Annotated in this window: 18 protein-coding genes; all 18 read right to left on the minus strand. The window is 68.7% G+C overall.

The genetic code is table 11. The features are described 5' to 3' along the window. Positions 1 to 61: 61 nt before the first annotated feature. The 18 genes from JI745_RS26235 to JI745_RS01725 all read right to left on the minus strand — a co-directional run bounded on the left by JI745_RS26235 (position 62) and on the right by JI745_RS01725 (position 24,907). On the minus strand, positions 62 to 967 hold the full coding sequence (locus JI745_RS26235; RefSeq protein WP_236674871.1) for a LysM peptidoglycan-binding domain-containing protein: 906 nt from the start codon (positions 965 to 967) through the stop codon (positions 62 to 64). Positions 968 to 1,099: 132 nt separating this feature from the next. After that, positions 1,100 to 2,434, minus strand: a complete 1,335-nt coding sequence (locus tag JI745_RS01645; RefSeq protein WP_201803245.1) for a tetratricopeptide repeat protein — start codon at positions 2,432 to 2,434, stop codon at positions 1,100 to 1,102. Beyond that, positions 2,421 to 5,132 (minus strand): type VI secretion system ATPase TssH, encoded by a 2,712-nt coding sequence (gene tssH / locus JI745_RS01650; protein ID WP_201803246.1) that lies wholly within the window; start codon positions 5,130 to 5,132, stop codon positions 2,421 to 2,423. The genes JI745_RS01645 and tssH overlap by 14 nt, the downstream gene beginning before the upstream one ends. Before the next feature lie 13 nt (positions 5,133 to 5,145). Beyond that, entirely contained in the window at positions 5,146 to 6,192 is a 1,047-nt protein-coding gene (gene tssG / locus JI745_RS01655) for a type VI secretion system baseplate subunit TssG (RefSeq protein ID WP_201803247.1), read from the minus strand. 91 nt (positions 6,193 to 6,283) lie between these two features. Then, positions 6,284 to 8,164, minus strand: coding sequence for a type VI secretion system baseplate subunit TssF (tssF, locus tag JI745_RS01660; RefSeq protein WP_201803248.1), 1,881 nt, complete (start codon positions 8,162 to 8,164; stop codon positions 6,284 to 6,286). Between the two features lie 90 nt (positions 8,165 to 8,254). Continuing rightward, positions 8,255 to 8,785, minus strand: a complete 531-nt coding sequence (tssE, locus tag JI745_RS01665; RefSeq protein WP_201803249.1) for a type VI secretion system baseplate subunit TssE — start codon at positions 8,783 to 8,785, stop codon at positions 8,255 to 8,257. After that, positions 8,782 to 9,579, minus strand: a complete 798-nt coding sequence (locus JI745_RS01670) for a type VI secretion system accessory protein TagJ (protein ID WP_201803250.1) — start codon at positions 9,577 to 9,579, stop codon at positions 8,782 to 8,784. The genes tssE and JI745_RS01670 overlap by 4 nt, the downstream gene beginning before the upstream one ends. A 27-nt stretch (positions 9,580 to 9,606) precedes the next feature. Continuing rightward, positions 9,607 to 10,122: a type VI secretion system tube protein Hcp gene (locus JI745_RS01675; RefSeq protein WP_201803252.1), complete on the minus strand. Its 516-nt coding sequence runs from the start codon at positions 10,120 to 10,122 to the stop codon at positions 9,607 to 9,609. Positions 10,123 to 10,154: 32 nt separating this feature from the next. Beyond that, a complete protein-coding gene (locus JI745_RS01680) occupies positions 10,155 to 10,781 on the minus strand; it encodes a hypothetical protein (protein WP_201803254.1) in 627 nt (208 codons plus the stop codon). Positions 10,782 to 10,955: 174 nt separating this feature from the next. After that, positions 10,956 to 11,435 (minus strand): type VI secretion system tube protein Hcp, encoded by a 480-nt coding sequence (locus JI745_RS01685; protein WP_201803255.1) that lies wholly within the window; start codon positions 11,433 to 11,435, stop codon positions 10,956 to 10,958. A gap of 142 nt (positions 11,436 to 11,577) precedes the next feature. Then, positions 11,578 to 13,071, minus strand: coding sequence for a type VI secretion system contractile sheath large subunit (gene tssC, locus JI745_RS01690; protein WP_201803257.1), 1,494 nt, complete (start codon positions 13,069 to 13,071; stop codon positions 11,578 to 11,580). A 31-nt stretch (positions 13,072 to 13,102) separates the two neighbouring features. Continuing rightward, complete coding sequence (gene tssB, locus JI745_RS01695; RefSeq protein ID WP_201803259.1) at positions 13,103 to 13,615, minus strand: type VI secretion system contractile sheath small subunit; 513 nt, start codon at positions 13,613 to 13,615, stop codon at positions 13,103 to 13,105. 53 nt (positions 13,616 to 13,668) lie between these two features. Next, positions 13,669 to 14,682 carry a type VI secretion system protein TssA gene (gene tssA, locus JI745_RS01700; protein WP_201803260.1) on the minus strand — a complete coding sequence of 338 codons (1,014 nt, stop codon included), beginning with the start codon at positions 14,680 to 14,682 and terminating at the stop codon, positions 13,669 to 13,671. A gap of 130 nt (positions 14,683 to 14,812) precedes the next feature. Continuing rightward, the gene (locus JI745_RS26690) at positions 14,813 to 18,676 is read right to left on the minus strand and encodes an S-layer family protein (RefSeq protein ID WP_201803261.1); all 3,864 of its coding nucleotides are present in this window, start codon (positions 18,674 to 18,676) and stop codon (positions 14,813 to 14,815) included. A 10-nt stretch (positions 18,677 to 18,686) separates the two neighbouring features. Next, positions 18,687 to 20,276 (minus strand): ShlB/FhaC/HecB family hemolysin secretion/activation protein, encoded by a 1,590-nt coding sequence (locus JI745_RS01710; protein ID WP_201803262.1) that lies wholly within the window; start codon positions 20,274 to 20,276, stop codon positions 18,687 to 18,689. Then, on the minus strand, positions 20,273 to 22,378 hold the full coding sequence (locus JI745_RS01715; protein WP_201803263.1) for a CHAT domain-containing protein: 2,106 nt from the start codon (positions 22,376 to 22,378) through the stop codon (positions 20,273 to 20,275). Before JI745_RS01715 ends, JI745_RS01710 begins: the two co-directional genes overlap by 4 nt. Positions 22,379 to 22,484: 106 nt before the next feature. Beyond that, positions 22,485 to 24,290 carry an ATP-binding protein gene (locus JI745_RS26695; RefSeq protein ID WP_201803264.1) on the minus strand — a complete coding sequence of 602 codons (1,806 nt, stop codon included), beginning with the start codon at positions 24,288 to 24,290 and terminating at the stop codon, positions 22,485 to 22,487. Between the two features lie 8 nt (positions 24,291 to 24,298). Continuing rightward, positions 24,299 to 24,907, minus strand: coding sequence for a response regulator transcription factor (locus JI745_RS01725; protein ID WP_201803265.1), 609 nt, complete (start codon positions 24,905 to 24,907; stop codon positions 24,299 to 24,301). Positions 24,908 to 25,351: the final 444 nt, after the last annotated feature.

Consider the following 25,351-nt stretch of genomic DNA (forward strand, 5'->3'; position numbering starts at 1 on the left):
AGGTAAGCGACGAAAGTCATGGCGGAGGCCAGCACAGTGGCCTGCCTCGGGGCCTGCGGCCCTAGCGAAGCGGGGCCACGGGGACGGGGTTGGTGTGGAGGGTCTGTCTCGACAATGCCCGGGCTGCCTGGATTTCGGCATCGGTGAGCTTGGCACGGTCGGGGATGGTGAGGGCCTGCCCGATGGCGAGCAGGTTGAAGTCGGGGCCAATGGTGCCCTTGTTCGCGTTGTAGATGACCGGCCACAGCGACATGTCGCCGTAGTACTTCTCTGCCAGCAGGGACAGGCTGTCGCCGGCCACCACGGTATGCACGGTGCCCACCTGTGAGACCGCAGCCACCGGCACCGGGGGCGGCGGGGCGATGTAGGTGACGAAGCGGTAGACCTGCCGGCTGCGGGTGAGGATGGGAACGCCCGGCGTGTCGGTGTAGAGGCTGTCCAGGAACTCGTTGCCCTGGTCCAGGCCGTGCAGGTAGGAGGGCAGGGAGGTGTAGTTCTCCATCTCGACTTCCACGTAGCCGGGGCCCATCAGGTAGGCCTCCTTGAAGCGGATCGAGAAGTTGCCGGTGAATCCCCACAGCGGGTACTTCAGCGGCTCCGACAGGTCGCCCGGGCGGCCCTGCCGGCCGCCGCCCGTGCGCCCCTGCACGAAGAAGTAGCCTTTGCTGGGCACCCATTCGCACGCCACCTCGTTGATGCGGTACTTGCCGAGGGGGCGCCCTGCGGCGAGCCAGTCGCGGTAGATCTGGACGGCTTCGACGAAGGCCGGCGTGTCGCGCATGTGCTTGGTTTCGCTGTCTTCCGGGCCGAACTGGAGCTCGCCCTTGGGGTAGCCCGGCACCCACGAGGGCGAGCCGATCACCCACCACGCGAGCATCGCGGCAGAGTCGAACGCCTGGCTCCACCAGTCCCGGAAACCCTCGAGCGTGTCCCAGGGCTCGGAGGGCTCAGCTGCGCGCCATTCCATGCCTCCACCCGCGGGCGGGGAGCATTCGCTCAGGCAGTTCGTGCCGCCATCGATGAGAGGCTGGTTGTTGTCGAGGCCCAGAGGGCCCGGGAGGCTGCCGTTTGCCATGGTCGGATCTTGCAGTGGAGGGGCTTACGGCAGCTGAGCTGCCACCAGCCAGCCGCTCACCGGCTGGCCACCTTCGATGCGGAGCGTCTCTTCGCGGATGGCCAGCTCGCCCAGCCCCGCCTGCGCCAGCAGGCGCCGCAGGTAACCGCGGTGGTGGGCGTAGCGGCCGTGCGGCTGCAGCTTGTACGACTCGCCGCTGTCGGACTTCCACGCTTCGACGGTGAAGACGAAGCGGCCGCCCGGGCGCAGTGCGGCTGCGGCCGCCGTCATCGCGGGCTGCAGCTCGCCGAAGTAGCACAGCGTGTCGGCGCAGACCAGCACGTCGAAGTGGCGCGGCTTGTCGTTCAAGTGGGCCACCAGCTCGGCGTGGTCGAGCCGGTCGTAGACACGGCGGCGTGTGGCCTGGGCCAGCATGCCTTGCGAGAGGTCGCAGCCGCTCAGCTCACGCGCCCACTCCCGCACCAGCGGCCCGCACAGGCCCGTGCCGCAGCCGAGGTCGAGGATGTCGTACTGGCGCGAGGGCGGTGCGAGCAGCGACTGGAGCAGTTCGCTCACAAGCTGCGGGGCGCGGTAGTCGAGTGCGGCGAGGTTGGCATCGAAGGTGGCGGCAAACGCGTCGAAGGTCTTCTCGACATACGCATCGCTCGCCCGCTCGGGCACCGTGCCGCCCACGCAGGCGGCCAAGTGGTGGCGCACGACGGGGTTGTCGGGTTCGATCTCGAGCCAGGCACGGTAGAGCCGGGCTGCGTCGTCCAGCCGCCCGCGGTGGACCAGCGCCCTGGGCATGGCATTGCGGGCCTGCAGTTGCTTGGGTGCGAGCGCCACGCCGCGGCTGTGGGCGGCGAGGGCTTCGTCGATGTGACCCTGCTCCACGAGCGCGAGCGACAGCGTGTACCAGGCCAGTGCGAAATCGGGCTTCACCTTCACGGCCCGGCGGCACAGCGCCTCGGCCTCGGCATGCTGGCGGCGCCTGCGCAGGAGCGTGGCGAGGTTCGTGAGCGCGTCGACCTGGTCGGGCTGGAAGGCCAGGCAATCGCGGTAAGCCTTCTCGGCCTCGTCATAGCGCTGGCTTTCGACCAGCACGTTGCCCAGGTTGTTGAGCGGCCCCGGGTCGCCGGGCAGCCGCACGATGGCCTGGCGGATCAGGCTCACCGCCTGCTCGCTGCGCCCGCGGATGTGCTCCAGCACACCGAGGAAGTGCAAGGCATCGGGATAGCCGGGCCAGCGCTGCAGGATGGACACCAGCAGCGGCTCGGCCTCGTCGAGCTGGCCGCCGCGCAGGAGCGTGACGGCGCGCTGCAGCAGCTGGCGCTGCGGCAGCTCCTTGTCCTTGCCCTTCCCGGGTCTAGTCGAAGGCATAGGCGAAATCGCCGTCGGCGACGGTGAGTTCCACCTTCGCCAAGGGCTTGCCCGATGCGAGCCGCGTCAGGTACTCGTGGCTGATGCGCGGCAACACGGTGTTGGTGAGCAGCGCGTCGATCACGCGGCCGCCGCTTTCCACTTCGTTGCAGCGGCTCACCACCAGCTTCACCACCTCGTCGTTGAAGGTGAAGGGCACGTCGTGGTTCGCCTCCACGCGCTTCTTGATGCGGTTGAGCTGCAGCTTGACGATGCGGCCCATCATGTCTTCGCTCAACGGGTAGTACGGGATGGTCACGATGCGGCCCAGCAGCGCCGCTGGGAACACCTTGAGCAGCGGCTCGCGCAGCGCCTTGGCGATGGCGTCGGGCCCGGGCATCAGCTCCGGGTCCTTGCACAGGTTCATGATCAGGTCGCTGCCGGCGTTGCTGGTGAGCAGGATGATCGTGTTCTTGAAGTCGATCAGGCGGCCTTCGCCGTCTTCCATCCAGCCCTTGTCGAAGACCTGGAAGAAGAGCTCGTGCACGTCGGGGTGGGCCTTTTCCACCTCGTCGAGCAGCACCACGCTGTAGGGGCGGCGGCGCACGGCTTCGGTGAGCACGCCGCCTTCGCCGTAGCCCACGTAACCGGGGGGCGAGCCCTTGAGCGTGGAGACGGTGTGCGCCTCCTGGTACTCGCTCATGTTGATGGTGATGACGTTCTGCTCGCCGCCGTAGAGCGCTTCCGCCAGCGCGAGCGCAGTCTCGGTCTTGCCGACGCCGGAGGTGCCGGCCAGCATGAAGACGCCGATCGGCTTGCTCGGGTTGTCGAGCATCGCGCGCGAGGTCTGGATGCGCTTGGCGATCATCTCCATCGCGTGGTCCTGCCCGATCACGCGCTCGCCCAGCGACTTGGCCAGGTTGAGGATGGTCTCGATCTCGTTGGCGGCCATGCGGCCGACGGGGATGCCGGTCCAGTCGCCGACGACGCTGGCGACCGCCTGGTAGTCGACGGTCGGCAGGATCAGCGGGCTCTCGCCTTGAAGCGCAGTGAGTTCGTCCTGCACCTTCTTCAGCTCGGCGAGCGTGCTGCTGCGCTCGGCATCCGACAGCTTGGCCACGTCAGGCGCGGCGGCTTCGGCGCTCTTCTCGAGCTTGCTGCCGGTGCCTTCCACCGGCTCCAGGCCACCACGCAGCTTGGCGCGCAGGTCGAGCAGCTTGTCGACGAGCGACTTCTCGGCCTGCCAGCGGCTCTGCAGCTTGTCGAGGCGGGCACGCTCTGCCGTGAGTGAGGCTTCGACTTCGGCCGAGCGCTTGGCGGTGTCGATGCCGATGGCGTTTTCGCGGGCGATGATGCCGCGCTCGGTTTCCAGCGCTTCGATGCGCTTGGAGCAGTCATCGACCTCGGCCGGCGTGGCGTGCAGGCTCACGGCCACGCGCGCACAGGCCGTGTCGAGCAGGCTCACCGACTTGTCGGGCAGCTGCCGTGCGGGGATGTAGCGGTGCGAGAGCTTCACCGCCGCTTCGAGCGCCTCGTCGAGGATCTGTACCTTGTGGTGCTTCTCCATCGTGGAGGCCACGCCGCGCATCATCAGGATGGCGCGCGGCTCGTCGGGCTCGTCGACCGTCACACTCTGGAAGCGGCGGGTCAGCGCCGGGTCTTTCTCGATGTGCTTCTTGTACTCGGCGAAGGTGGTCGCGCCGATGGTGCGCAGCTGGCCGCGGGCGAGCGCGGGCTTGAGCAGGTTGGCCGCATCGCCGGTGCCCGCGGCGCCGCCTGCACCCACGAGCGTGTGGGTCTCGTCGATGAACAGGATGATGGGCTTGGGGCTCGCCTGCACCTCGTCGATCACCGACCGCAGGCGCTGCTCGAACTCGCCCTTCATCGACGCGCCGGCCTGCAAGAGGCCGACGTCGAGCGCGCGCAGCTCCACTTCCTTGAGCGTGGGCGGCACGTCGCCGCGCGCGATGCGCTGCGCGAAGCCTTCGACCACCGCCGTCTTGCCCACGCCAGCCTCGCCGATGAGGATGGGGTTGTTCTGCCGGCGGCGCATCAGGATGTCGACCACCTGGCGGATCTCGTCGTCGCGGCCGACGATCGGGTCCATCTTGCCGCTGCGGGCCTGCTCGGTGAGGTCGGTGGTGAACTGCTTGAGCGCTTCCTGCTTGCCCATCGCGGCGGGCGCGATGGCGCCGCTGGCTTCACCGGGCGCTGCGCCGCTTTCGCTGGCCGTCTGCTGGTCCTCCGGCGAGCCGCCCACGATCTTCAGGAAGTTCTCGGTCAGGTCGTCGGTCTGGATCTTCTCGAACTGCTTGCTGATCGACATCAGCACGTTGCGCAGGCTCTTGGTCTTGAGCAGGCCGATGATGAGGAAGCCGGTGCGCACGTGGGTGCCGCCGTACATCAGCGAGCCGTAGACCCAGCCGCGCTCCACCGCGTCTTCCACGAAGGTGGAGAGGTCGGTCACCGACGACGCGCCACGCGGCAGCCGGTCGAGCGAGTTCTGCAGGTCGGCCACGAGGTTCGACGCATCCATGCCGTAGTGCTTGGCGATGCGGTGGATGTCGCTGTCCTGGTTCTGCAGGATCTGGAACAGCCAGTGCTGCAGCTCCACGTACGGGTTGCCGCGCAGCTTGCAGAAGACGGTGGCGCCTTCGATCGCCTTGTAGGCCAGCGGGTTGAGTTTGCCGAAGAGGGCGGAGCGGCTGATTTCTGCCATGAGAGTCTCCCGTTCAGAGTGGTCGCGCAGCAAGGCGCGAGGGATGCAGATGGAGTTCCCCGCGGTCGGGGTGCGGTGTCTTGCGGCCGAGCCAGGTGGTGCGGCCGAGGCGTGCGAGCGGGCCACCGACCTCCGCCTTGGGCACCTCATGGCCTTTGAGCACGAGGCGCACGTCCCACAGCAGCTCGAAGCCCACGAGCTGGCGCATCCAGTCGCGCAGCTCGATCAGCGAGGGCTGGCCGGGCAGGAACTGCTGGTACTGCTCGAGCGTGAGCGGGCCGATGTGCAGGCGCAGCTTGTACTGGCGGTCCCACACCTTGGCGCCCGCCACGACCGACACGCCGAGCGGCGCACTGCGGCGCGCACCCGGGCGGCCGAGGCGGCTGCGGTCTTCGGTGCGCAGCGGCATCCAGTGGCCGACGTAGGGCTCCACGCGAATGGGCACGTCGAAATACTGGCGCAGCACCTTCGAGATGGCTTCAGGGTTGCGCGTGCTCCTCGCCAGGTGGCCGGCGCTGTGGCGCTTGGCGGCATCGGGCACGTTGTCGGCCCGGCGCATCGAGGCCGTTGCCTGGCCGAACAGCGCGCTCACCCATTTGGCGAACTGGTCGTCGTGCGGCCGGTCGGCCTGCACGGTGGGCTGGTTCTGCGCCCAGGCGCGGTAGAAGAGCAGCAGCGCGCGGTGATGGAAGATGTCGGCGAAGCGCGCGAAGGTCGGGTCGGCGTGGTTGCGAAGCCGGTCGCGGGCGTATTCGGTCAGGTGCAGCGGCAGCGGGCCCATCGGGCCGAAGAGGCCGAAGAAGCGTGCGCCGAGTCGAGGGCGCGTGCCCTCGGCCTTGAACGACATGATGGCGGCGGGCGCGAAGTCGAGCTCCGGGTCCTGGCCCAGGCGGATGGTTTCCGCACCGGGCCGCAAGGCCTTGCCGAGGCGGGGTGCATTCGGCGACAGCGATTCGATCTGCCGCAGCACCGCGAAGAAGTCGTGCGCCCAAGGCTGCGCCGCGAGCTGCTCGTAGAGACGGGCTCGGCGTTCGTGAAGCTCGCGGGCGTCGGCGGTCATCTCTCAGCGGGCCGAGCGCCGGGCCGCTCCCAAGCCGGCCCGCATCCCCTTGGGGGATCGGCCGGTGTATTCACCGGACGAGGGGTTGTCATCACAGCACTGCCTTTTCTCCGATGCGGGGTTTGGCGCGGAAGATCTCGCCGCGGGTTGCGGACCGCAACACCGTCTCGCAGAAGCTGTTGGTCGACGCATGGCGGGCGAAGAACTGCGACAGCACCTGGCCGAGCAGGAAGGCGCTGCTGCCCTGGAAGCCGAGTTCGTCGACGAGGGCCGTCACCTCCACGCCGCAGCCGAAGGTCAGCGGCCCGGGAAAGGGCAGTCGGCGCACCACCGATTTCGCTTCCACCCATTGCAGGCTTTCGACCTGCTTGGCCCACGCCACGTCCTGCTCGGGCCCATGCAGGGCCAGCAGGTTGCGCAGCGTGGCGGCGGCGCGCTTGGGGTCGTCGCCGGCGATGCTCAGGTAGTTGAGCGTGAGCAGGCTCACGAGCGACCAGCCCACGTCGCCGCGTGCCAGGCGCTGCACCGGGCGCGTGGGGCCACGCAGGGTCTCGATGCGGCCGGCGGGGCCGGCGGCGTCGAGCGTCCAGGTGGTGGCGTTGCCGGGCAGGAGCGTCGGCAGGTCGCGGTTGGTCACGAGGGCGGTGAGCGACAGCTGGCGGATGTCTTCGCGGTAGGGCGCGGCCTGCGGGTCGACCAGCGAGACGAAGACCTCCTGCCCCACGTAGGCCGAGCGCGGGCCGTCCTGCCGCTGGCGGGACGACAGCAGCCGCGGCTCGCGCCGCACGGTGAAGTAAGCGCCGTGGTTTCGAGACTCGTCGTGGTAGCTCGCGTACAGCGGCAGGAACTTCTGCTCCGCCACCTGGGCCGTGCCATAACCCGTCACCGACTCAAGCGTGTGCACCTCGTAGTCCATCGGCCGCGTGCGGTCGGGAACCACGTGGTGCTCCCAGCTGCCGGTGCCAGACGCTGCCATCTGGATGCGGTCGAGCCGTTTGCTGAAGAGGTTGACGGCGGGGGTACAAAAGAGCGCGAGGCTGCCGGCGTCCACCAGCGATTCAAGGGCGGCGTCCCCACGCGAAAACAGGAGCACGATCTCGGCTTCGGCGCCTTCGACGGGGTCGAGGCGGCGGGCCAGGTCTTGCACATCGAAGAACAGGAAGCGCTGCGGCATCGCCGCCAGCTCCTGCAGCAAACGGTGGCCGCTGAAGCCGCGCAGCGTCTCGGGCAGCAGGGCTTCGTCGTCGCTGAAGCCGAGCGGCTGCAAGGACTCGGCATCCGCAAAGCCCTGCATCGGCCTCTTGCGGTCGTTGGCGCCCGCGACCCAGGTGGCGACCGTGTTGCCCAGCACCAGCTCGTGCAGGCGAAAGGCCACCTCGTCGGGCGCCGAGATGAAGAGCGGCAGGTGGTCGAGCTTGAGCTGCCGGAAGCTCAGGCCGCCATGCAGCTTGAGCTTGATGCGCAGGCCGCCCTTGACCTGGCGCGCCACGGGCAGATGGGCCAGCGGCAGGTCGGGCGCGTGGGTGAAGTACTGCACCGAGGTGATCTCGATCGGCCACAGCGTCACGTCGTGCGCGGTGCGGAACTCGCAGCGCGTGTTCTGGCCGCGGGTCATCTCGGCGGTGAGCGCGCTGCCGCGCTTCAAGGTGAAGCCCTTGGTGAGGTTCGGGTCGAGCGGGTCGGGCCGCATGCGCGCCACCACCATCGACGGCACCGGCGACAGGAAGCCGGGGTACACCGTCTCCAGCAGGTGCTGGATCAGCTTGGGGTGCTCGGCGTCGAGCTTGAGCTGGATGCGTGCGGCGAGGAAGGCAAAGCCTTCGAGCAGGCGCTCGACGTACGGATCGGTGACTTCCAGCCCGTCGAGCGACAGGCGCGCGGCGATCTTCGGGAACTCCTGCGCAAACTCGGCGCCCACCTCGCGCAGGTGGGTCAGCTCGTCGTTGTAGTGGCGCAGGAGGTTCGGGTCCATCGCGGAGGTGTGCGGATCAGTGGAGTGGATTCTGTCGATCGGGTGTGGGCTGAACAGCTACTTTGGTCACACCCGCGGCGTCGGCTGCGCTCAGCGCGGCGCACGGCGGCTCACGGTGCCGCTCGCCATGTCGCGCACTTCCACCTGGCCGGCCTCGAGGTCGACCTGCGTGCGCAGCAGCAGCTCCAGCGGCACGGGCTGCGCCCACATGAAGCCCTGGATCTCGAACTCGATGACGTTGTGGGTGTCGAGCACGCTCGATGCGTCGAGCGCCTTCACCTGCAGCGAGTCTTCCATCACCCGCGGCTCGAAGCGCAGGATGGCCTGCTTGATGGCCCGCTCGAGCAGGCTCACGTCGACCTTGGAGGCGAGCTGGCCCGACATTGCGGGCAGGCCGAAGTTGAGCACCGACTCGGCGGCGGCCGGGTAGAGGCGGGCGAGCTCGGGGCCGAGCGGCTGCACCGAGTTGAGCAGCCACGACAGGTCTCGCAGCACCGCCTCGCGGATCTGCGTCTTGTTCATCACGCGGGCGTCTTCGGCCTCGACGTTCGACAGCGGCGCGGTGTCGGTGAGCCGGTCCAGCAGGACGGGCTGCAGACGGTCGCGGGTGTTGAAGCTCATGTGGCCGGCGTGAGCTTGATCTCGCGCACTTCCAGGAGGCCGAGCTCGGCGCTGCTGGTCGAGATGATGCGTTGGCCGAGGCCTGCGTACTGGTCGGTGCCTGCCGGCAGCCACTCGGTGGCCCGCGCCAGCTTGAACTTGCCGTCGGGTTGCTCGCGCGTGCCGGGGTAGCAGGTGGGGATCAGCGCCACCGATTCGCCGCCGTTGGCAAACGTCAGGTGCGCGGGGGCCCAGACCATGTCGCGCAAGTCCTCGGGCTCGTCCACGTTGAGGGCCGCGAGGGCATCGAAGGGCACCCAGGTGTAGCGACCGTTGAGCACCACCTCGAGCACCGGGCCGAGGCGCGAGTCGGCATCGGCGATCCAGTCGAAGGCTTCGCCGTTGATCGTGCCGGCCGTGGTGGGCGCAGCCTCGAAGGCTTGTGTGCGCAGCTGCTGCGCCTGCTCGGGCTGGCCTTGCGCATCGTGCGCCAGGGCCTGGATCAGCAGGGCGATCCACTCCGAAGGCTTGCCGAACACCACCGGCGTGGTCTTGCCGGCAAACACCGCGCCGCGCACCGCTTCGCACTTGATGGCCTCGCGGTAGGTGTTGACCATGGCGAGCGTGCCGGCGTCGAGCTGGCCGCACACGTCGAGCTGCGCCATCGCGCGCTCCCACTGGCCCAGCACCGCCAGCAGCTGGAACAGGAAGACGCGCAGCTTGGCGTCGCCCGGCTTGTCGCGCACCTGCTGCTGCAAGGCCTGCAGGGCGGCTTGGGGGTCGCCCGCGGCGACGAGTTCCTGGGCGGTGGCCATGTGGGTGGTCTCGTGTTGGTTGAGGACTCAGTTGTTGAGGATCTCGTCTTCGAAGGTCATCGAAGCGCCGCGACTGCCGGCCGACTTCTGCGGCCGGTACTCGACCGAGACCTTGTTGAACTGCAGCGTGACCGTCTCGATGGTGTTGCCGGCAGCGTCGGTGGAGTGGTCCACCGCGCTGATGCGGGCCTTCTGCAGGGTGATGAGGAAGTAGTCGATCTGCTCCGAGCCCGACTTGCGCATCGTGAGCTTGGCTTCCTTCACCTCGTCGTTGGTGGCCAGCGCCGCCATCAAGGCCGTGGTGGCGGCATCGATCTGCTTGTAGATCGTGAGGCCCTTGTAGGCGCGGCGGCTGGTGGCCTGCGTCGACCCGAGGGCCGAGGTCGCCGAGACACCCCAGTTCCACCCCTTGACGACGATCTCGTCCTCGTGGCCGGGGTTGGCGGCCTCGCCCTTGACCTTGCCGGCGCGCTTGGTCTGGACGCTCAGGAAGATGTCGCTCGACCCCGTCGAGGGGGAGCCGAACGCTGCTGGGTTCGCCATGGGTTGCTCCTGTGGAACTGGGGCGCTGGGGGTTACTTGCAGGAGACGATGCCGATGGCACCCTTCTTCAGCTCCGGGTAGCGCGTGTTCACGATGGTCGTGAGGATGGTGCCGAGGTGCGGGCCGATCGCGCGCACGAAGCCCACGTTGGGGTCGAACACGCTGCGGTGCGTGCCGCTGCAGATGATGGTGTGGCCATCACCGGGGCCGTTGATGTCGTGCATGCAGATCGCGCAGTTGCCGAGGTTCTTGGCAGCGTCGATCGCCTTGGCGGCGGTGTCGTACACCATCGCGTTGTGCGAGGTGCCGACACCGGCGCGCGACATCAGGTAGGCGAAGTAGTCGTAGTCGCACTTCACGTGCGCCGGTGCCGAGTCGCGGGCCTCGACCATGCCGAGGATGGCCTGCGCCGCGTCGTCGCGGTCGAGTTGCGCGATGTAGCGCGAGCTCGGGCCTTCCTTCATCCACTTGGTCATCATCCAGGCGCTCATCTCGTTGCAGACGCCGGATGCGTGGGGCGACTTGGTCGGAATGCCGCCGTGAAGCTTCTCGGCAATCCATTCGGACTGCTTGAAGGGCAGCCAGTCGGAGGTCAGCCCGCCCTGCTGCAGCGCGTGCAGGAACTGGACGTTGTCCGTTTGGGGAGTCAGCGTGAACATGAAAAATCTCCTCGTGTGTCATCGCGCGAGCGCGATGGAACTCACGCGGGCGCAGATGCGAACGCTGTCGCGCGGCCGCTGACCGGCCGCGCGGACGCGGCCATCAGCTGCAGCGAGCCTGGCAACGATTCGGAACGATTCCGCATCGTGTTGCCGTACCGGGTGGCCGGCGACTCAGGTGATCTCGGTGGTGGCGTTGTTCCAGCCGAACTTCACCTCGCCACCCAGGCCTCCCTTGTCGTCTTGCGGCTTGTAGGCGAAGTCGATCTGCTTGTAGACGAACGACACGCTCTCGACGATGTCGCCGCCCGAGCTGCCGGCGGGCTGCACCGACGAGATGAACACTTCCTTGAACTTGATCACGAGGAAGTCCTTCTGGCCTTCGCCGGCCTTGCGCGAGGTGAGGGTCACTTCCGGGAAGTGCTTGCCCGAGGCGCAGTACTTCGACAGCACCGGCGAGCCCTTGTCGTAGAGGTGGGTGAAGTGGAACGGAGCCGGCGTGGCCTTGCCCTTGCCCGAGCCGCCGCCCGTGCTGCCGCCTTCGTTGGACACGCCCCAGGTCCACGAGAGGACTTCGATCTCGCCCTTGTGGTCCTTGTGGGTGGATTCACCGTCAACGCCGGCAAACTTGATGTGGGTGTCAATGGAAGCCATGAGAATTTCTCCTTGAGTTCAGGTCAGTCTGAGGAAACGATGTGCTGGTAGAGGGACGCAAGAACAGGGGACGCAGTAACAGGGGACGCGGGGAATAAAAGGCGAACGCTGCAGCAATCGCCCTGGGTTGTCGGTCAGTGGATCAGGCCGCCTTCTGCGAGGGCAGCTTGGAAACCAGGCGCAGCGACACCGTCAGCCCTTCGAGCTGGTAGTGAGGCCGCAGGAAGAACTTGGACGAGTAGTAGCCGGGGTTGCCCGGGATCTCTTCGACCACCACCTCGGCCGCTGCGAGCGGCTTCTGCGACTTGGTGGTCTCCGACGAGTTGGCCGGGTCGCCGTCGACGTAATTCATGATCCAGCTGTTGAGCCACTTGGCCATGTCGTCCTTCTCCTTGAAGGAGCCCACCTTGTCGCGCACGATGCACTTCAGGTAGTGCGCGAAACGGCAGGTGGCAAAGAGGTAGGGCAGGCGTGCCGCCAGGTTGGCGTTGGCCGTGGCATCGGGGTCGTCGTACTCGGCAGGCTTCTGCAGCGACTGGGCGCCGATGAAGGCAGCGAAGTCGCTGTTCTTGCGGTGCACGAGCGGCATGAAGCCGTTCTTGGCGAGTTCCGCTTCGCGGCGGTCGCTGATGGCGATCTCGGTCGGGCACTTCATGTCGACACCGCCGTCGTCGGTCGGGAAGGTGTGCGTCGGCAGGCCTTCGACCGCACCACCCGACTCGATGCCGCGGATGCGCGAGCACCAGCCATACATCTTGAACGAGCGGTTGATGTTGACGGCCATCGCGTACGCCGAGTTGGCCCAGGTGTACTTGGTGTGGTCGGCGTTGGCGGTGTCTTCCTCGAAGTTGAACTCTTCGACGGGGTTGGTCTTGGCGCCGTACGGGATGCGCGCGAGGAAGCGCGGCATCGCGAGGCCGATGTAGCGCGCGTCGTCGCTTTCGCGCAGCGAGCGCCAGGCGGCGTATTCGGGCGTGGTGAAGATCTTGGTCAGGTCGCGCGGGTTGGCGAGCTCCTGCCACGATTCCATCTGCATGAGGCCGGGGGCGCCAGCGGCGATGAAGGGGGTGTGCGCCGCGGCCGAGACCTTGGCCATTTCACCGAGCAGCTCCACGTCGGGCGGGCTGTGGTCGAAGTAGTAGTCGCCGACCAGGCAGCCGAAGGGCTCGCCGCCGAACTGGCCGAACTCTTCCTCGTAGACCTTCTTGAAGATCGGGCTCTGGTCCCAGGCGGTTCCCTTGTAGCGCTTGAGCGTCTTGCCGAGCTCGTTCTTGCTGATGTTCATCACGCGGATCTTCAGCATCTCGTCGGTCTCGGTGTTGTTCACCAGGTGATGCAGGCCGCGCCAGGCGCTCTCGAGCTGCTGGAACTCGGGGTTGTGCAGGATCTGGTTGATCTGCGAGCTGAGCTTCGCGTCGAGCTCGGCGATCATGGCCTCGATGGAGGCGACCACGTCGCTGCCGATGACCTTGGTGTTGGCCAGCGCCTGTTGCGCGAGCGTGAGCACCGCGTTCTCGACGGCCGACTTCGCTTCGTCGCTCTTGGGCTTGAACTCCTTCTTCAGCAGCGATGCGAAATCACCGCCCTGGAATTCGACGCCCTGCAGTGCGGACGATTGACCTTGTGCTTCTGCCATTTCGTTTCTCCGTGTTCAGTGCGTTGCGGGCTTATTCGGCCTTGGGTTCGTCGGTGGTCTTCTTCGCAGAAGCCAGGCTGTTCAGCAGCGCGGGGTCGGAGATGACCTTGGCCAGCAGCTCCTCGGCGCCGGTCTTGCCGTCCATGTAGGTGATGAGGTTGGAAAGCTGCTGCCGGGCGGTGAGCAGCTGGTTGAGCGAGTCGACCTTCTTCGCCACGGCGGCGGGCGAGAAGTCGTCCATGCTCTCGAAGGTGATGTCGACCGAGAGGTTGCCTTCGCCGGTCAGCGTGTTGGGCACCTGGAAGGCCACGCGCGGCTTCATCGACTTCATGCGGCTGTCGAAGTTGTCGACGTCGAAGTCGAGCAGCTTGCGCTCGGCCACCGGCGGCAGCGGCTCGGAGGGCTTGCCAGACAGGTCAGACAGCACCCCCATCACGAAGGGCAGCTGCACCTTCTTCTCGGCGCCGTAGAGCTCGACGTCGTATTCGATCTGGACGCGCGGGGCGCGGTTGCGGGCGATGAATTTCTGACTGCTGGTGGCCATGGTGGAACTCCTCTACAGGTTGTTCAGGGAGACGAACGGGATGACTCGAACGCTTACTCGTTGTGGGTGCCGGCGATGTTTTCGATCTGGTCCATGCCGGCAGGCGCCAGATCTCTGATGATTTCCAGGAAGTTCTTGCCCATCAGGCGTTGCGCGCGGCGGATGAGCAGGGGCGCCGGGTTGGTGGGCTCGTTCTTCTCGAGCCACTCGCAGGCGCGGTCGAGGCTCTTGAGCACGTCTTCGCGGCTGACGAGGGTGCCGGGCGTGCCGCGCACGGCGGCGGTGCCTGCCGAAGCGGCGGGCCGGCCGTCGTCACTGGTGGATTCGGAGGCGGCACTGCCCTCGGCCTGCTCGGCCGCGGACGACAGGGCCTGGGCCAGCACGCGCAGCGGGCGCAGCTCGGGGCCCTGGGCGCCGCCGACCTTGTCGATCAGGAGCTTCTCGATGCGGGTGACGTCGGCGTGCAGCTGCTTGAGGGCGGCAAGCGTGCCGGCCGATTGGCCTTCGGCGGCCTGCAGCGCCTGCAGCATGCCGTCGGTGCTGGGCACGGTCTCGTCGGGCAGCGGCTCGGTCTTGCCGAAGGCCAGCTCGATCTCGCGCACGGTGACGGCCGGGCGGCCCGGGCCGATGGCGGCGGCGCGCAGGTCGGCCAGGCCGGCGGTGGCGTCGACCAGCGGGGCCAGCGCGTTCAGGCGCATGGTGGGGTCGTTGTTGTCGTCGGCGTCGAGCTGGGGGTAGACATGGTCCCAGTGACGCTCGAGCAGGCCGGCGATCAGGCTGATGCCGCTGGCGTAGGCCGCTGCGCCCTTCAGGCGGGCACTCGCGCGGGCCAGGTGCACGGCGACGCGGATGTCGCGGGTGCGGCGGGCCAGCTCCAGGGCCTGCTCGCTGATGACGCGCCAGTCGGGGCTCTCGGCAGCGATCACCGTGTCTCCGAACTGCTGCTCGGGCTTGCCGCGGGCGGCTTCCTCGAGCGCCAGGAAGGCCGGGTCGTATTCCAGGTCCGCACCACAGGGCTTGTCGTCGCCGAGCGAGGCCAGCAGGTCTTCGACGGGGAGGGCGTTCATGTGGTGCGGGTTGTGGTTTTGATCACGATGGGCGGACTGTAGGAAGCAGCGCCCCGAGCGGCATCAGCCGAAAGTCATCTGCCGCGCATGGCCGAAGTCATCTCCGTCATCTCTTCGGGGGTTGAAAAGCTCAGAACGCCGAGCAGGAGCCGCCGTCGGTGACGTTCAGGCAGCCCGAGAGCTGCGGCTGGTTGCGCACCTTGCCCCACTCGGAGGCCAGCGGGTCGGCACCGGCACCCGAGCCCAGGCCGCCACCGGCCACCGAGGCGGCGGTGCAGACGAAGGGCTGGTCGAGGTTGCGGCCATACACGTCGGAGCTGTTCTCGGCGTGGAAGGCATCCATCAGCATGTGGCGCGTCAGCTCCGCCCGACGCAGCGTGAGGATCGACGGGGTGAACGCAATGTTGTAGCCGAGCGGCGAGACAAGCGTGCCCTGGCCGATGGTGTAGGTGTTGGTGCCGCTGAGGGTGGCGGAGAGCGTGCCGGCCAGGGCACCGGCAGCGGTGTCGCCGTTGACGAGGCCGGTGACGCTGTAGCCGAGCGAGGGCAGCGGGGCGCCGATCACGCCGGTGGTGGGGTTGGCGGCCACGGTGACCGTGGGCTGCGTGGCGCGCATCAGGCTGTTGCCGGTGGTGGGCAGGGCGATGCCGGAGACGCTGCAGGTGGTGGTGTCGCCGAAGACGCAGCCGTAGAGGTTGCTGAAGCTGCCGGCCGCGGTGGCGTTGACCACTGTCGGGGCCCAGATGCGCCAGAGGCCGCCCGGGGCGCTCAACGCCGCGCCGGTGGCGAAGGTGACGGTGCCGGTGGGTGCTGCGAGCTCGAGCCGGGGCCCGGAGGTGCCGGTCATCGTGATCGGTTGGTTGACCTGGATGTCGCCGCCCGCCTGCAGCAGGGCGGTGTTGCCACCGACGCTGCCGGTGATGGACAGGGGCGCAAACGGGGTGGTGGACGTGGCGTCGTAGGCCGCGGTGCTGGCGGCGTCGACCGTCAGGTCGCCTGCGGTGCGCAGGGTCAGTGCGGCGGGTGGGTCGAAGGCGAAGTTGCCGTTGATCTGGTTGGTGGCCGAGTCGAGTGTCACGGTGGTCGCCGCGCCGCCGCGGATCACCAGGTCCTGCGTGGTGATGCTGCCGGTGGCCTGGCCGATGTTGCCGGCGCTCAGCAGGCCGAGGTTGCCGAAGGTGTTGCCCGCCCGCAGCGTGATGCCGCTCGAGCCGGTGCCTTCGTTCTGCAGGGTCAGCCGTGCGGGCGCCGTGGCCACGGGGAAGGCGTTGGTGTCGACCACGATGGCGCCCGAATGCGCGCGCGAGCCCACCACGATGCCGCCACCCGCCGAGATGCCGCCCGTGGCCACCAGCTCCGACTGGAGCGTGAAGGTGCCGGCACCGGCGTTGGAGCCGCGCGGGATGATGGTGATGGGCACCGTGGTCTGCTCGACCAGGTCGCCTGTGGTGCCGCTCACGCCCAGCGGGCGGATGTTGACGGTGCCGGTGACGTTGATCGTGGGCGGCACGCCAGCCACACCGAGCTCCAGCGACGAGGCGCGCACGTCGGACAGGGCGCCGATCACCAGGTTGACGTTGGCGGGGCTGCCGTCGTCTTCGATGACAAGTCCGGTGCTGGCCGACGGGGCCACCTGGATGCCCGGGGCGATCGAGCCGCCGGTCGACTGCCCGACCAGCCTGACCGTGCCGGCGGTGGCGCCGGCGTTCGCGATCTCCAGGTCGCCGATGCGCAGGCCGACCGCGCCGCTCGGGAAGATGCTGGCATCGTCGCCGCGCCCGGCGAGGGTGAGGGTGCCCGAGCCGACCACCATGCGCGTGCCGTCGGCTTCGATGCCGGTGAGGGTGGCGGTGAGCGAATCGGTGCGGACGGCGATGCCGCGGATGTCGATGTTGCCGGCGCCCTGGCCGCCGTTGAGGTCGGCGCCGTTGAGCAGCACCGCGGTGCCATGGCTGGCGCGGCCATCCACCGTGAGGTTGCCGAAGGTGAAGTTGCCATCGAGGCGCACGCCGGCCGGTGCGCCGGGCGAGGCACCGGCACGGCCGCGCAGCGTGATGTCGCCAGCGCCGCCGGTCTGCACGTTGACCGTGTCGATGCTGCTCGCGGTGATGCTCACGCCGGCGTTCGACGCATCGCCTTGGGCATAGCCGGTCGCGAGGCTGAGGCCGCCGCTCGCGGTGATGTTGCCGCCGGCCGTGGAGAGGGTGGAGTTCACGACGGCGATGCTGCCGCTCCCGTTGCCGTCGACGTCGGAATGCAGCACGAGGTTGACCGGGCCGGCGCCGGTGGAGCCGATGGTGCTGCCGTCGACCAGGATGTTGTTGTTGGCCCGCAGCGTGAGCGTGGTGGGCGCCGTGCCCGCGGTGCGGATGATGCTGGTGCCGGGGGCGACGGTGATGTTGCCGGCCTGCGTGCCGGCGCCCCCGGCCTCGGTCGAGATGACGACGCTGGTGCCGGCGTTGAGGGCAGCCACCACGTCGCTCGCCTGCACGTTGGCGCCGGGGCCGGTGGGCTCGAAGCCGCCCGACACGTCTTGCGGCGGGGCGTTGGAGATGCTCACGTTGTAGGGGTCGAGCGTCCAGGCACCGGCGGTACCGCCGGCGGCGCGGGCGCGGGCGTCGATGCTGGCTTGCTTGAAGGTCACGCCGCCCGCGTTGGCCAGCGCCGTGGTCACGGCCATGCCCGAGGTCTCGATCTGCCCGCCGTTGCCGCCCTCGGTGCCACCGCGTGCGCGCAGCACGCCATAGGCCTCGGTCACGCCGAAGTCGGCGCGCGGCACGGGCGAGCTCGCATTGCGGTCTTCGTACATGGCGCGCAGGCGGATCTGGCCGCCGTGGCCGTTGCGCGTGGCGTCGGCCGAGAGCAGCACGTTGTCGTTGACCAGCACGGCGCGGGTGCGGGTGTCGCCGATCTCGATGCGACCGCCGCCGGTGGCACCGTCGACGATCACTTCAGGCGCGCCGGCCTGCTCCCCGCGCTGCAGCGTGATGTTGTTGCCCAGCAGCGTGACGTGGCCGCCAGTGGCGGTGGTGCTCGCGGCGGTGATGCTCGCGTCGCTGACGGCGAGCGAGCCGCCGGCGCCGGCATCGATGTGGATGCTGCCGCCGTTGCCGGTGGACGACGCGGTGCTCACGACGCCGCCGATGCTCAGGTTGTCGGCGCGTCCGCCGCCTTCTTCGCGCAGCTGGCCGCCGATGACGATGCGCCCGCCGGCGGCGAGCGTCTGCGAGCCGAGGCCAGTGGTGAGGGTGCTCGACTGCGGCTCGCTCGGCGTGGCCTGCGCCAGCTGCACGAAGCCGCTCGTGCCCACGGCGCGCAGCGTGGCGTCGGACGCATTGGTCATGTTGATCTCGCCGCGTGGCGCCGAGATGACGCCGTGGTGCTCGATCTGCGACTGGCTGATGAGGATGATGGAGTCGCCCTCGGTCACCTGGATCTGCGGGGCGCGCGGGTCGTTGGCGGTGGCGATGTGGATCGTGCCGGCGCCGCCGCTGAGCGCGATGTGGTCGCCGTTCATCAGGCTCGCGTAGTTGTTGCCCGTCATCGACGGCGCGAGGTCGATGGCGCTGGCGACCAGCGAGCCGGTGTTGACCTGCGCACTCGAGCCGAAGATCACGCCGGCCGGGTTGACCAGCAGCACGCGGCCGTTGGCCGTCATGGCGCCGTGGATCTCGCTCGCGGTCGGCCCGCTGCCGGAGCCGGTGACGCGGTTGACGAGCAGGCTCTGCGCGTTCGGCTGGATGATGGTGACGCGTGCGGCGCTGCCGATGGAGAAGCTCGACCACTCGACCAGGCCACGGTTGCTGGCGCTCTGCGTCTGCGTGATGGCGAGCGTGTTGCCGACCGGCGCGGCCACCGTCGCATTGATGACGGCGCCGCCGGGGCGCACCACGGGCAGCGTGTTGGCGGCGACCTGCGCATGCGCGGGCAGGGCGCCCAGGGCCAGCAGCGCGCACAGCGCCAACGGGGAATGCTTGAACGAGGGTTGGCTCATGTCCGTGTCCTCAGAAAGAGCGTTGCACTTGCACCAGCAGGCGTGCCTTGGGGTTGTCGGGCTCGGAGCGCACCTGCTCCTTGCCGCGGATGCCGAGGCTGGCCTTGAGGGTGAACCAATCGGGGTGCGTGAACTGCACGCCCAGGCCGTAGCCGCGCAGCGTGCGGCTCGCGCTGCCGGTGAGCGTGTCTTGCGACTTGTCGCGCCCGTGGCCCCAGTCGTAGAAGGTGTAGGCGCTCCACAAGGGGCTGAACCAGCGGCGCAGCTCCAGGTTGACGATCGCGCCCACGTCACTGGAGCCTTCGGCCACAGGGTAGGCGCGCACGCCCTTGTCGCCGCCGAGCGTGAAGCGCTCGGCGTTGTCGAGCACCTTGTCGGTCCACTGGCCGGCCATGCCGGTGAGCAGCGTGAAGCCACGGCCAAGCGCCTGCAGCCGAGAGGCCTGGAAGCTGAGCTTGGCAAAGCTGCCCTGCGGGGCATTGGGGTCGGGCTGGCTGTCGTACTTGAGCCGGCCAGCCATCACGCCCACGCTGCCGCCGGTGAAGCCGCCGCCCCAGCGCGCATCGCGCGACTCGAAGGCGAGCGTGGCGTCGAGCGCGGTGATCGACTTGTCCGACGAGACGATGTCGGCGATGTTGTCGGCGAGCTTCTTGTGCTGCACGGCCACGCGCGTCACGAGGTTGCGGTCGCGCCCACGTACCAGCGGGTAGGACAGCGAGGCATCGATCACATTGGCGGTGCCGGTGGCGTCCTGGAACTCTTCGCTGAGCTCGTAGCCCACCCGCGAGTAGCCGATGCCGGCGCGCCAGGGCGTGGGGCCGATCGGGGCTTCGTAGCCGAGGCGGCCGACGGTGGTGCCGGCGCCGCCCGAGGCCATCAGGCGCAGGTCGAGGTTGTCGCCGATGCCGGCCGGGTTGTTCCAGCGCAGCAGCGTGCCCACGCGGTAGCGGCCACTGGCCGAGGAGCCGTGGTTGTCGGCGTCGACGCTCGCGTCCCACGCGCGGCGGCGCTCGGTCTGCACGTTGACCTTGTAGAGCCCTTCGTCGCCGGTCGGCAGCAGCGTGGCCTTGGCCGACACACCGGGCCAGTCGTTGAGCGTGTACATCGCGCGGTCGAGCGACTGCAGGTCGAGCGGCTGGCCCGTGCGCACGCCGACGGCTTCGAGCACGCGGGTGGCGCGCTCGCGTGACACGGGCGGCTTGGGCGGCGATTCGATGGTGACCTGCGCCACCTGCGGCTCGACGATCGCGATCTGCAAGATGCCCGCCGTCAGGTCTTGCGCAGGGTAGCCGACGCCGGACATGCCAAAGCCGCGCTGGTCGTAGAGCTGGCGCAGGGCGGTGGCGATCACGGTGAGGTCGGTGGCGTCGATCTCGCGGCCGATGAAGGGTTGGACGACGGCTTGCAGTTCCTCGGGCCGCACGGCCTTGGTGGGGCTGAAGCGCACTTCCTTCAGCAGGAAGCGGCCTTGCGTCGTGGGGGCGAGGCTGGGGGCGGATGCGGGTGCGGCCGGCGTGGGCGCATTGCGAAGCGGGGCGCTCTGGGCGTGCACGGCAGCGCATGCCGCAAGCGCGATCGACGAGACGAGGAAGCGCTTCATCGCGCAGCCTCGCCGGCCACCAGCAAACGGCCGTTGCCGATCACGTTGAAGGGGGCCCAGAAGAAGGGGTGCGCGTAGCGGCGGTTCTTCTGCACTTCCAGCTGGGCGGCCTGCATGCCGGCCATCAGGTCCCGGCCGGCGGCGAGCTCGCGGTAGAGGCGGTTCATGAGCAGGTCGGTGGAGTCGTCGGCCACCGGCCAGAGCGAGGCGACGATGCTGTTGGCGCCGGCCGAGAGCAGCGAGCGGGTGAAGCCGATGATCTCGTCGCCGCGCGCCACGCGGCCGAGGCCGCTCTCGCAGGCCGAGAGGGTGATGAGGCGCACGCCGCGCAGGTCGAGGCCGTAGATCTCGCGCGCTTCGAGCAGGCCGGGCTCGGTGGCAGTGCTGGCGAAGAGGATGCGCGAGAAGAGCGGGTCCACGTCGTCGAGCTCGGCGTGGGCCGCGATGTGGACCATGTTGTGGCGGCCGGCGCTGGCCTTGAAGCGGTCTTTCGTCGCGTCTTGTTTCAGGAAGATCTCGCTGCCGGTGAAGAGCTTGGCCACCTGCTGCACCTCGCGCTCGGCGCCGGGCAGCGGCACGTTTTTGTCGGTGCTCGGGTTGCCGAAGCCCAGCAGCTGCGGCGCCGGCACGCTGCCGCGGGCGAGCAGCCGCGCGCCCACGGCGGCCGAGGGCCAGACGTTCAGCGCGCTGCGTTCGATGAGGTAGCTGCGCCCGTCGTGCAGGGCCTGGAAGGGCAGGTAGTGCAGCGGGCCGTGCGGCACGACGAAAAGGCGTTGCGCGGGCGCGAGGTCGAGGTCGGCGAGCAGCAGCTTGTAGAGGCTGGCCGCGAGCGTGGTGGTGTCGCGGCGGCGCTCGATCACGCTGCTGCGGAAGTTCTCGACCTGCGGCGCGAGCCCGGCCTGGCCCTGCGCGATGACGGCGGCCGAGAGGCCGGTGCGGGTGACGAGCCAGACGATGCTGCGCTGGTCGAGCACGTGGAACTGGAGCACTGCTTCGCCGACGGCCAGACTCTTCTGCAGCTCGGGGAGCGTGATGCGCTGCTCGGCCAGCGTGTCGGCCGCACGGTCGCGCACGGCGTCGAGCAGCTGCCGCGAACGCGAGGCTTCCGACAGCACCCACGCGGCCTCGAATTCGCGCTGGGTGATGGCGAGGTCGAGCGCGGTGTCGAAGACCTTCTGCACGTCGCCGAAGAGGCCGGTCTTGAACTCGTCGCTCTGGAACTTGCCGCGCAACTGCTCGGCGATGGCCACCGTGTCGAGGTAGGCCTTGAGCGCGGCGGGCTTGTTGCCGCGCTGCAGCTCGACCCGGCCCAGGCCTTCGTTGGCCCACAGGCGGTGGTAGAGCGCATCGGCGCCGCTCGCCTCGCTGGAAATGCGCTGGAAAAGCGCATGCGCCTGGTCGGCCACGCCAGCGGCGAGCAGTGCGTTGGCGCGGCTGCGCAGGTAGAAGGCACCGAGCTTGTCGGCCTCGGGGCGGGGCAGGGTGTCGAGCTGCTGCAGCGCTTCGGTCGGGCGGCCCGCGGCGGTGTAGGCGTTGGCCAGCGACACCAGCACCAGCGGGCGGAACCGCTCGCTCGCGAGCGCCTGGCTGCGCCTGTAGTGGTCGGCAGCGTCGCCGTATCGGCCGCGGCGCGCCGCCACGTCGCCCAGCACCTTGTGCGAGGGGGCGTGGGCCTGCTGCGGGTTCTTGGGCTTGAGCGCGAGCGCACCGTTGGCGAACTTCTCGGCCTCGTCGAGCAGGCCCGCGTAGCTGTAGGCGATGGCGAGGTCGCGCTGGGCCAGCGAGCGCAGGTCTTCGTTGTCTTGCGTGGTGCCCAGGTGCAGCGCCTTCGCTGCGGCGCGGATGCTCTGGCGGAACTCGCCCTGCTCGGCGAGCGCCACCGAGCGGCCGCAGTAGCTGTAGCCGTCGAGCTTGATCACGTCGCGCTCGTAGAGGGCGCGACCTTCGGCGCTGAGCGCCAGGATGCCGTTGGCATCGCGGTGGCGGGCGAGTGCGTCGCGGGCAAGGGTGCTGGCGGGCGCGAGGCCGTCTTGCGCCTGCGCCGCGAGGGCGCCCAGGGCGAGCGCGGCGGCGAGGAAGATGGTGCGATGCAAGGTCCTCACGGACTTTCCCTTCTTGAAGATTGCCGCCGATGCTAGGCACCGGTCATGACGCCTCAAAGTGACGAAGGTGAGGCGCGGTGTCCACGTTCTAGGGGGGTGCGTGGGATCAGGGCACGCTGCGCAGCACCGCGTACAGCTCCTTGGTTCGTACCGGCTTGAAGAGCACCTGGTGGCCGCTGCTGTGCACGCGTTTCACCTCGTCGGGCGAGGTGTCGCCGGTGATGAGCAGCGCCGGCAGCGGCGCACCGTAGACGCTGCGCACGCGCTCGATGGCGTCGATGCCGTCTTCGCCGTCGGCCAGGCGCAGGTCGGAGATCACGATGTCGATCACCCCGGCATGGCGGCGCACTTCGGTGCAGGCCTCCTGGATGGTGGCGGCGGTGAGCACCTTGTAGCCCCAGGTCTGCAGCAGGTCGCTCATGCCCACGCGGATGCTTTCCTCGTCGTCGATGAGCAGCAGCGTGCGGCTCTCGTCGATGGGCGAGGGCACCGTGTCGGCCGCCACCGCGATGTTGTCCATCTCGTCGAAGGGCGTGGCCTTGATGAGGATGCGAAACACCGTGCCCTTGCCGGGCTTGGACGAGACCTCCAGCTGGTGCCCCATCAGCAGCACCAGGCGCTTCACGATCGCCAGGCCCATGCCGAGGCCGCGCGAGCGGTCGCGGCCGGGGTTGTCGACCTGGTAGAACTCGTCGAAGACCTTGGGCAGCTCGTCTTCGGGGATGCCGATGCCGGTGTCCCACACCTCGATGCTGATGGCCTCGGCGCGGGTGCGCGCCACGACCACGATGCCGCCTTCCTGCGTGTAGCGGATGGCGTTGTGGATGAGGTTCGACAGCACGCGCTCCAACAGGTGCGCATCGCTCATCACGATCTTGCCGCCGGCCTTGAAACGCATGCCCAGGCCCAGCTCTTCCGCCTGGCCGGCGCAGTGCATGTGCAGCACGCGGAAAAGGTCGCGGATGGGAAAGGGCTGCAGGTTGGGCTCGATCACGCCGGCGTCGAGCTTGGAGATGTCGAGCATCGAGGTGAAGCTCTGCTCCAGCGCGTCGATCGAGCGGATCATGTTCTTGACCAGCGGCTGCAGCGCGGTGCCCTGCAGGCGCTTCTCGAGCGTGGCGGTGAAGAGGCCCAGCGCGTGCATCGGCTGGCGCAGGTCGTGGCTGGCCGATGCGAGGAAGCGGCTCTTCTCGCGGTTGGCCTGCTCCACGAGCGTGACCTGCTGGCGCAGCGCCCGCACCAGGGCATCGTTGTCGAGCTTGGTCTGCAGCTCCTTCATCAGCAGGCGATGCCGGCCGATGGCCACGTACAGGCACGCCAGCAGGAAGGCGCCGGTCATCGGGGCCAGGGCGAGCGTGGTGGGCGTGCCGAGCCAGGCCATGAAGGCGGTCACGGGCATCAGGAGCGGCACCAGCCAGAGGTAGATCGTCCAGCGATGGGCCGCGACCTTGTGCGAGCCGACTGCGGCCAGCCCGAGCAGCACCAGCACGAGCGGAACGAGCGGCATCCAGCGCACGTCCTGCAGCAGCATGAGCGGCGCCACGCCCCAGCTCAGGCCCGACAGGAAGACCACGACCTCGTAGTGCCGCAGCCAGGTGCCGGGGTGGGCCAGGGCCGAGCGGCCCGCCCGCTTGAACGACCAGAAGAGCCAGCCATGCAGCGCCTGCACGCCGTGCACCAGCGCCGCCCAGAGCCACAGGCCGCGGTGGTGGGGCATCCAGACGGCAAACGAAAGCCAGCAGGCGACGGCCAGGCCGGCCAGCACGGCGACGGTGATGTCGCCATGGCGCAGCAGCTTCATTAGCTGCGAGGCACGGGTGCGCTCGCGGCGGCGCTCAGGCCCTTCGTCGCTCGCGGCTTGGGGAATGCCGGCGGTGCTGGTCGGCGAAAGCGGCGAAAGCTGGAACGGCACCTCGTCGCTTACCTGAACAGGCTGATCAGGTGCGAGCGCGATTTCACGTCGAGCGCCAGCAGGATGGTGGAGACGTAGTTCTTGATGGTGCCGAGCGACAGGCCGGTGGCGGTGCTGATCTCCTGGTTGGAGCAGCCCGACAGCACCAGCTCGAGGATCTCGAGGTGGCGCGGGCCCAGCTCGGCCACGCGGTCATAGCGCGACGAGCTCGGGAAGCGCGGGAAGGGCGCGGTGACACCGCCTTGCGCCGTGGCCAGGAGGCCCATCACCGTGTCGCACATGGCGCGCGGGGCCTGGCCCTTGGTGACGTAGCCCACGGCGCCGAGCGCCCGCACCTGGCCGATCACGAACTCGTCCTGCGTGCCGCTGATCACGGCCACGCGTGCCTGCGGGAAGGTCTCGAGGAACTGCTTGAGGCCTTGCAGGCCCTTGCAGTCGGGCATGTTGAGGTCGAGCAGCACGAGGTCGATGTCGGGCTCGCTGCGGTAGAGCTCGATCGCGTCGTGAAGCGTGCTCGCTTCCAGGAGCTGGAGCTTGGCGTCGTCGAGTGCGCCAAGGCTGGTGACGATGCCGACGCGCACCAGCGCGTGGTCGTCGACGATCAGGAGTTTGGACATCTTGGGCGCGTGCTCATCGGCTGCGTGGTTCCGCGGCGCCACGGAGGCACCGAGTGGAGATGCCATGCTGGACAACAACTGGCTCATGGGTGCCTCCTGACGGTGTGCGGGCATCGAGGCGGCCACGCCTCGCGGATCGGCATTGTTGATTCAAAAGCCGTGCGTCTACATCCCTAAGAGCATGGATGCGGGTACTCCCTGAGGGGGGCGCGCGACAGTCCAAGTCCACCTTGCGCGAATTGCATGTATCGACTTGCCAACTTTTGCACGAATGCGTAGGGACAAGCGTCAATCGCAGGAAAAGCACGCCAGTGCAACTATTGCGGCAGCGCCGGAGTGGTGGGGTTCACGCTGCCGTTTCCTGTGCGACGACAACAAAAGGAGACTGCAATGCACGTGAGTTGGCCTGCCGTCAAACGGCAATTCGGACGCCTGGCGTCCATG

This window comes from Piscinibacter sp. HJYY11 (assembly GCF_016735515.1).
Taxonomy (GTDB): domain Bacteria; phylum Pseudomonadota; class Gammaproteobacteria; order Burkholderiales; family Burkholderiaceae_C; genus Rhizobacter.

Excerpts from the sequence above, each read along its gene's own strand:
- tssG (WP_201803247.1), bottom strand. The coding sequence starts at position 6,192 with ATGACCGCCGACGCCCGCGAGCTTCACGAACGCCGAGCCCGTCTCTAC.
- JI745_RS01710 (WP_201803262.1), bottom strand. The coding sequence starts at position 20,276 with ATGAAGCGCTTCCTCGTCTCGTCGATCGCGCTTGCGGCATGCGCTGCC.
- JI745_RS01685 (WP_201803255.1), bottom strand. The coding sequence starts at position 11,435 with ATGGCTTCCATTGACACCCACATCAAGTTTGCCGGCGTTGACGGTGAA.
- JI745_RS01645 (WP_201803245.1), bottom strand. The coding sequence starts at position 2,434 with ATGCCTTCGACTAGACCCGGGAAGGGCAAGGACAAGGAGCTGCCGCAG.
- JI745_RS01670 (WP_201803250.1), bottom strand. The coding sequence starts at position 9,579 with ATGGCCACCGCCCAGGAACTCGTCGCCGCGGGCGACCCCCAAGCCGCC.
- JI745_RS01725 (WP_201803265.1), bottom strand. The coding sequence starts at position 24,907 with ATGTCCAAACTCCTGATCGTCGACGACCACGCGCTGGTGCGCGTCGGC.
- tssB (WP_201803259.1), bottom strand. The coding sequence starts at position 13,615 with ATGGCCACCAGCAGTCAGAAATTCATCGCCCGCAACCGCGCCCCGCGC.
- tssA (WP_201803260.1), bottom strand. The coding sequence starts at position 14,682 with ATGAACGCCCTCCCCGTCGAAGACCTGCTGGCCTCGCTCGGCGACGAC.
- JI745_RS01680 (WP_201803254.1), bottom strand. The coding sequence starts at position 10,781 with ATGTTCACGCTGACTCCCCAAACGGACAACGTCCAGTTCCTGCACGCG.
- JI745_RS26690 (WP_201803261.1), bottom strand. The coding sequence starts at position 18,676 with ATGAGCCAACCCTCGTTCAAGCATTCCCCGTTGGCGCTGTGCGCGCTG.
- tssF (WP_201803248.1), bottom strand. The coding sequence starts at position 8,164 with ATGGACCCGAACCTCCTGCGCCACTACAACGACGAGCTGACCCACCTG.
- tssE (WP_201803249.1), bottom strand. The coding sequence starts at position 8,785 with ATGAGCTTCAACACCCGCGACCGTCTGCAGCCCGTCCTGCTGGACCGG.
- JI745_RS01675 (WP_201803252.1), bottom strand. The coding sequence starts at position 10,122 with ATGGCGAACCCAGCAGCGTTCGGCTCCCCCTCGACGGGGTCGAGCGAC.
- tssH (WP_201803246.1), bottom strand. The coding sequence starts at position 5,132 with ATGGCAGAAATCAGCCGCTCCGCCCTCTTCGGCAAACTCAACCCGCTG.
- JI745_RS26235 (WP_236674871.1), bottom strand. The coding sequence starts at position 967 with ATGGAATGGCGCGCAGCTGAGCCCTCCGAGCCCTGGGACACGCTCGAG.
- tssC (WP_201803257.1), bottom strand. The coding sequence starts at position 13,071 with ATGGCAGAAGCACAAGGTCAATCGTCCGCACTGCAGGGCGTCGAATTC.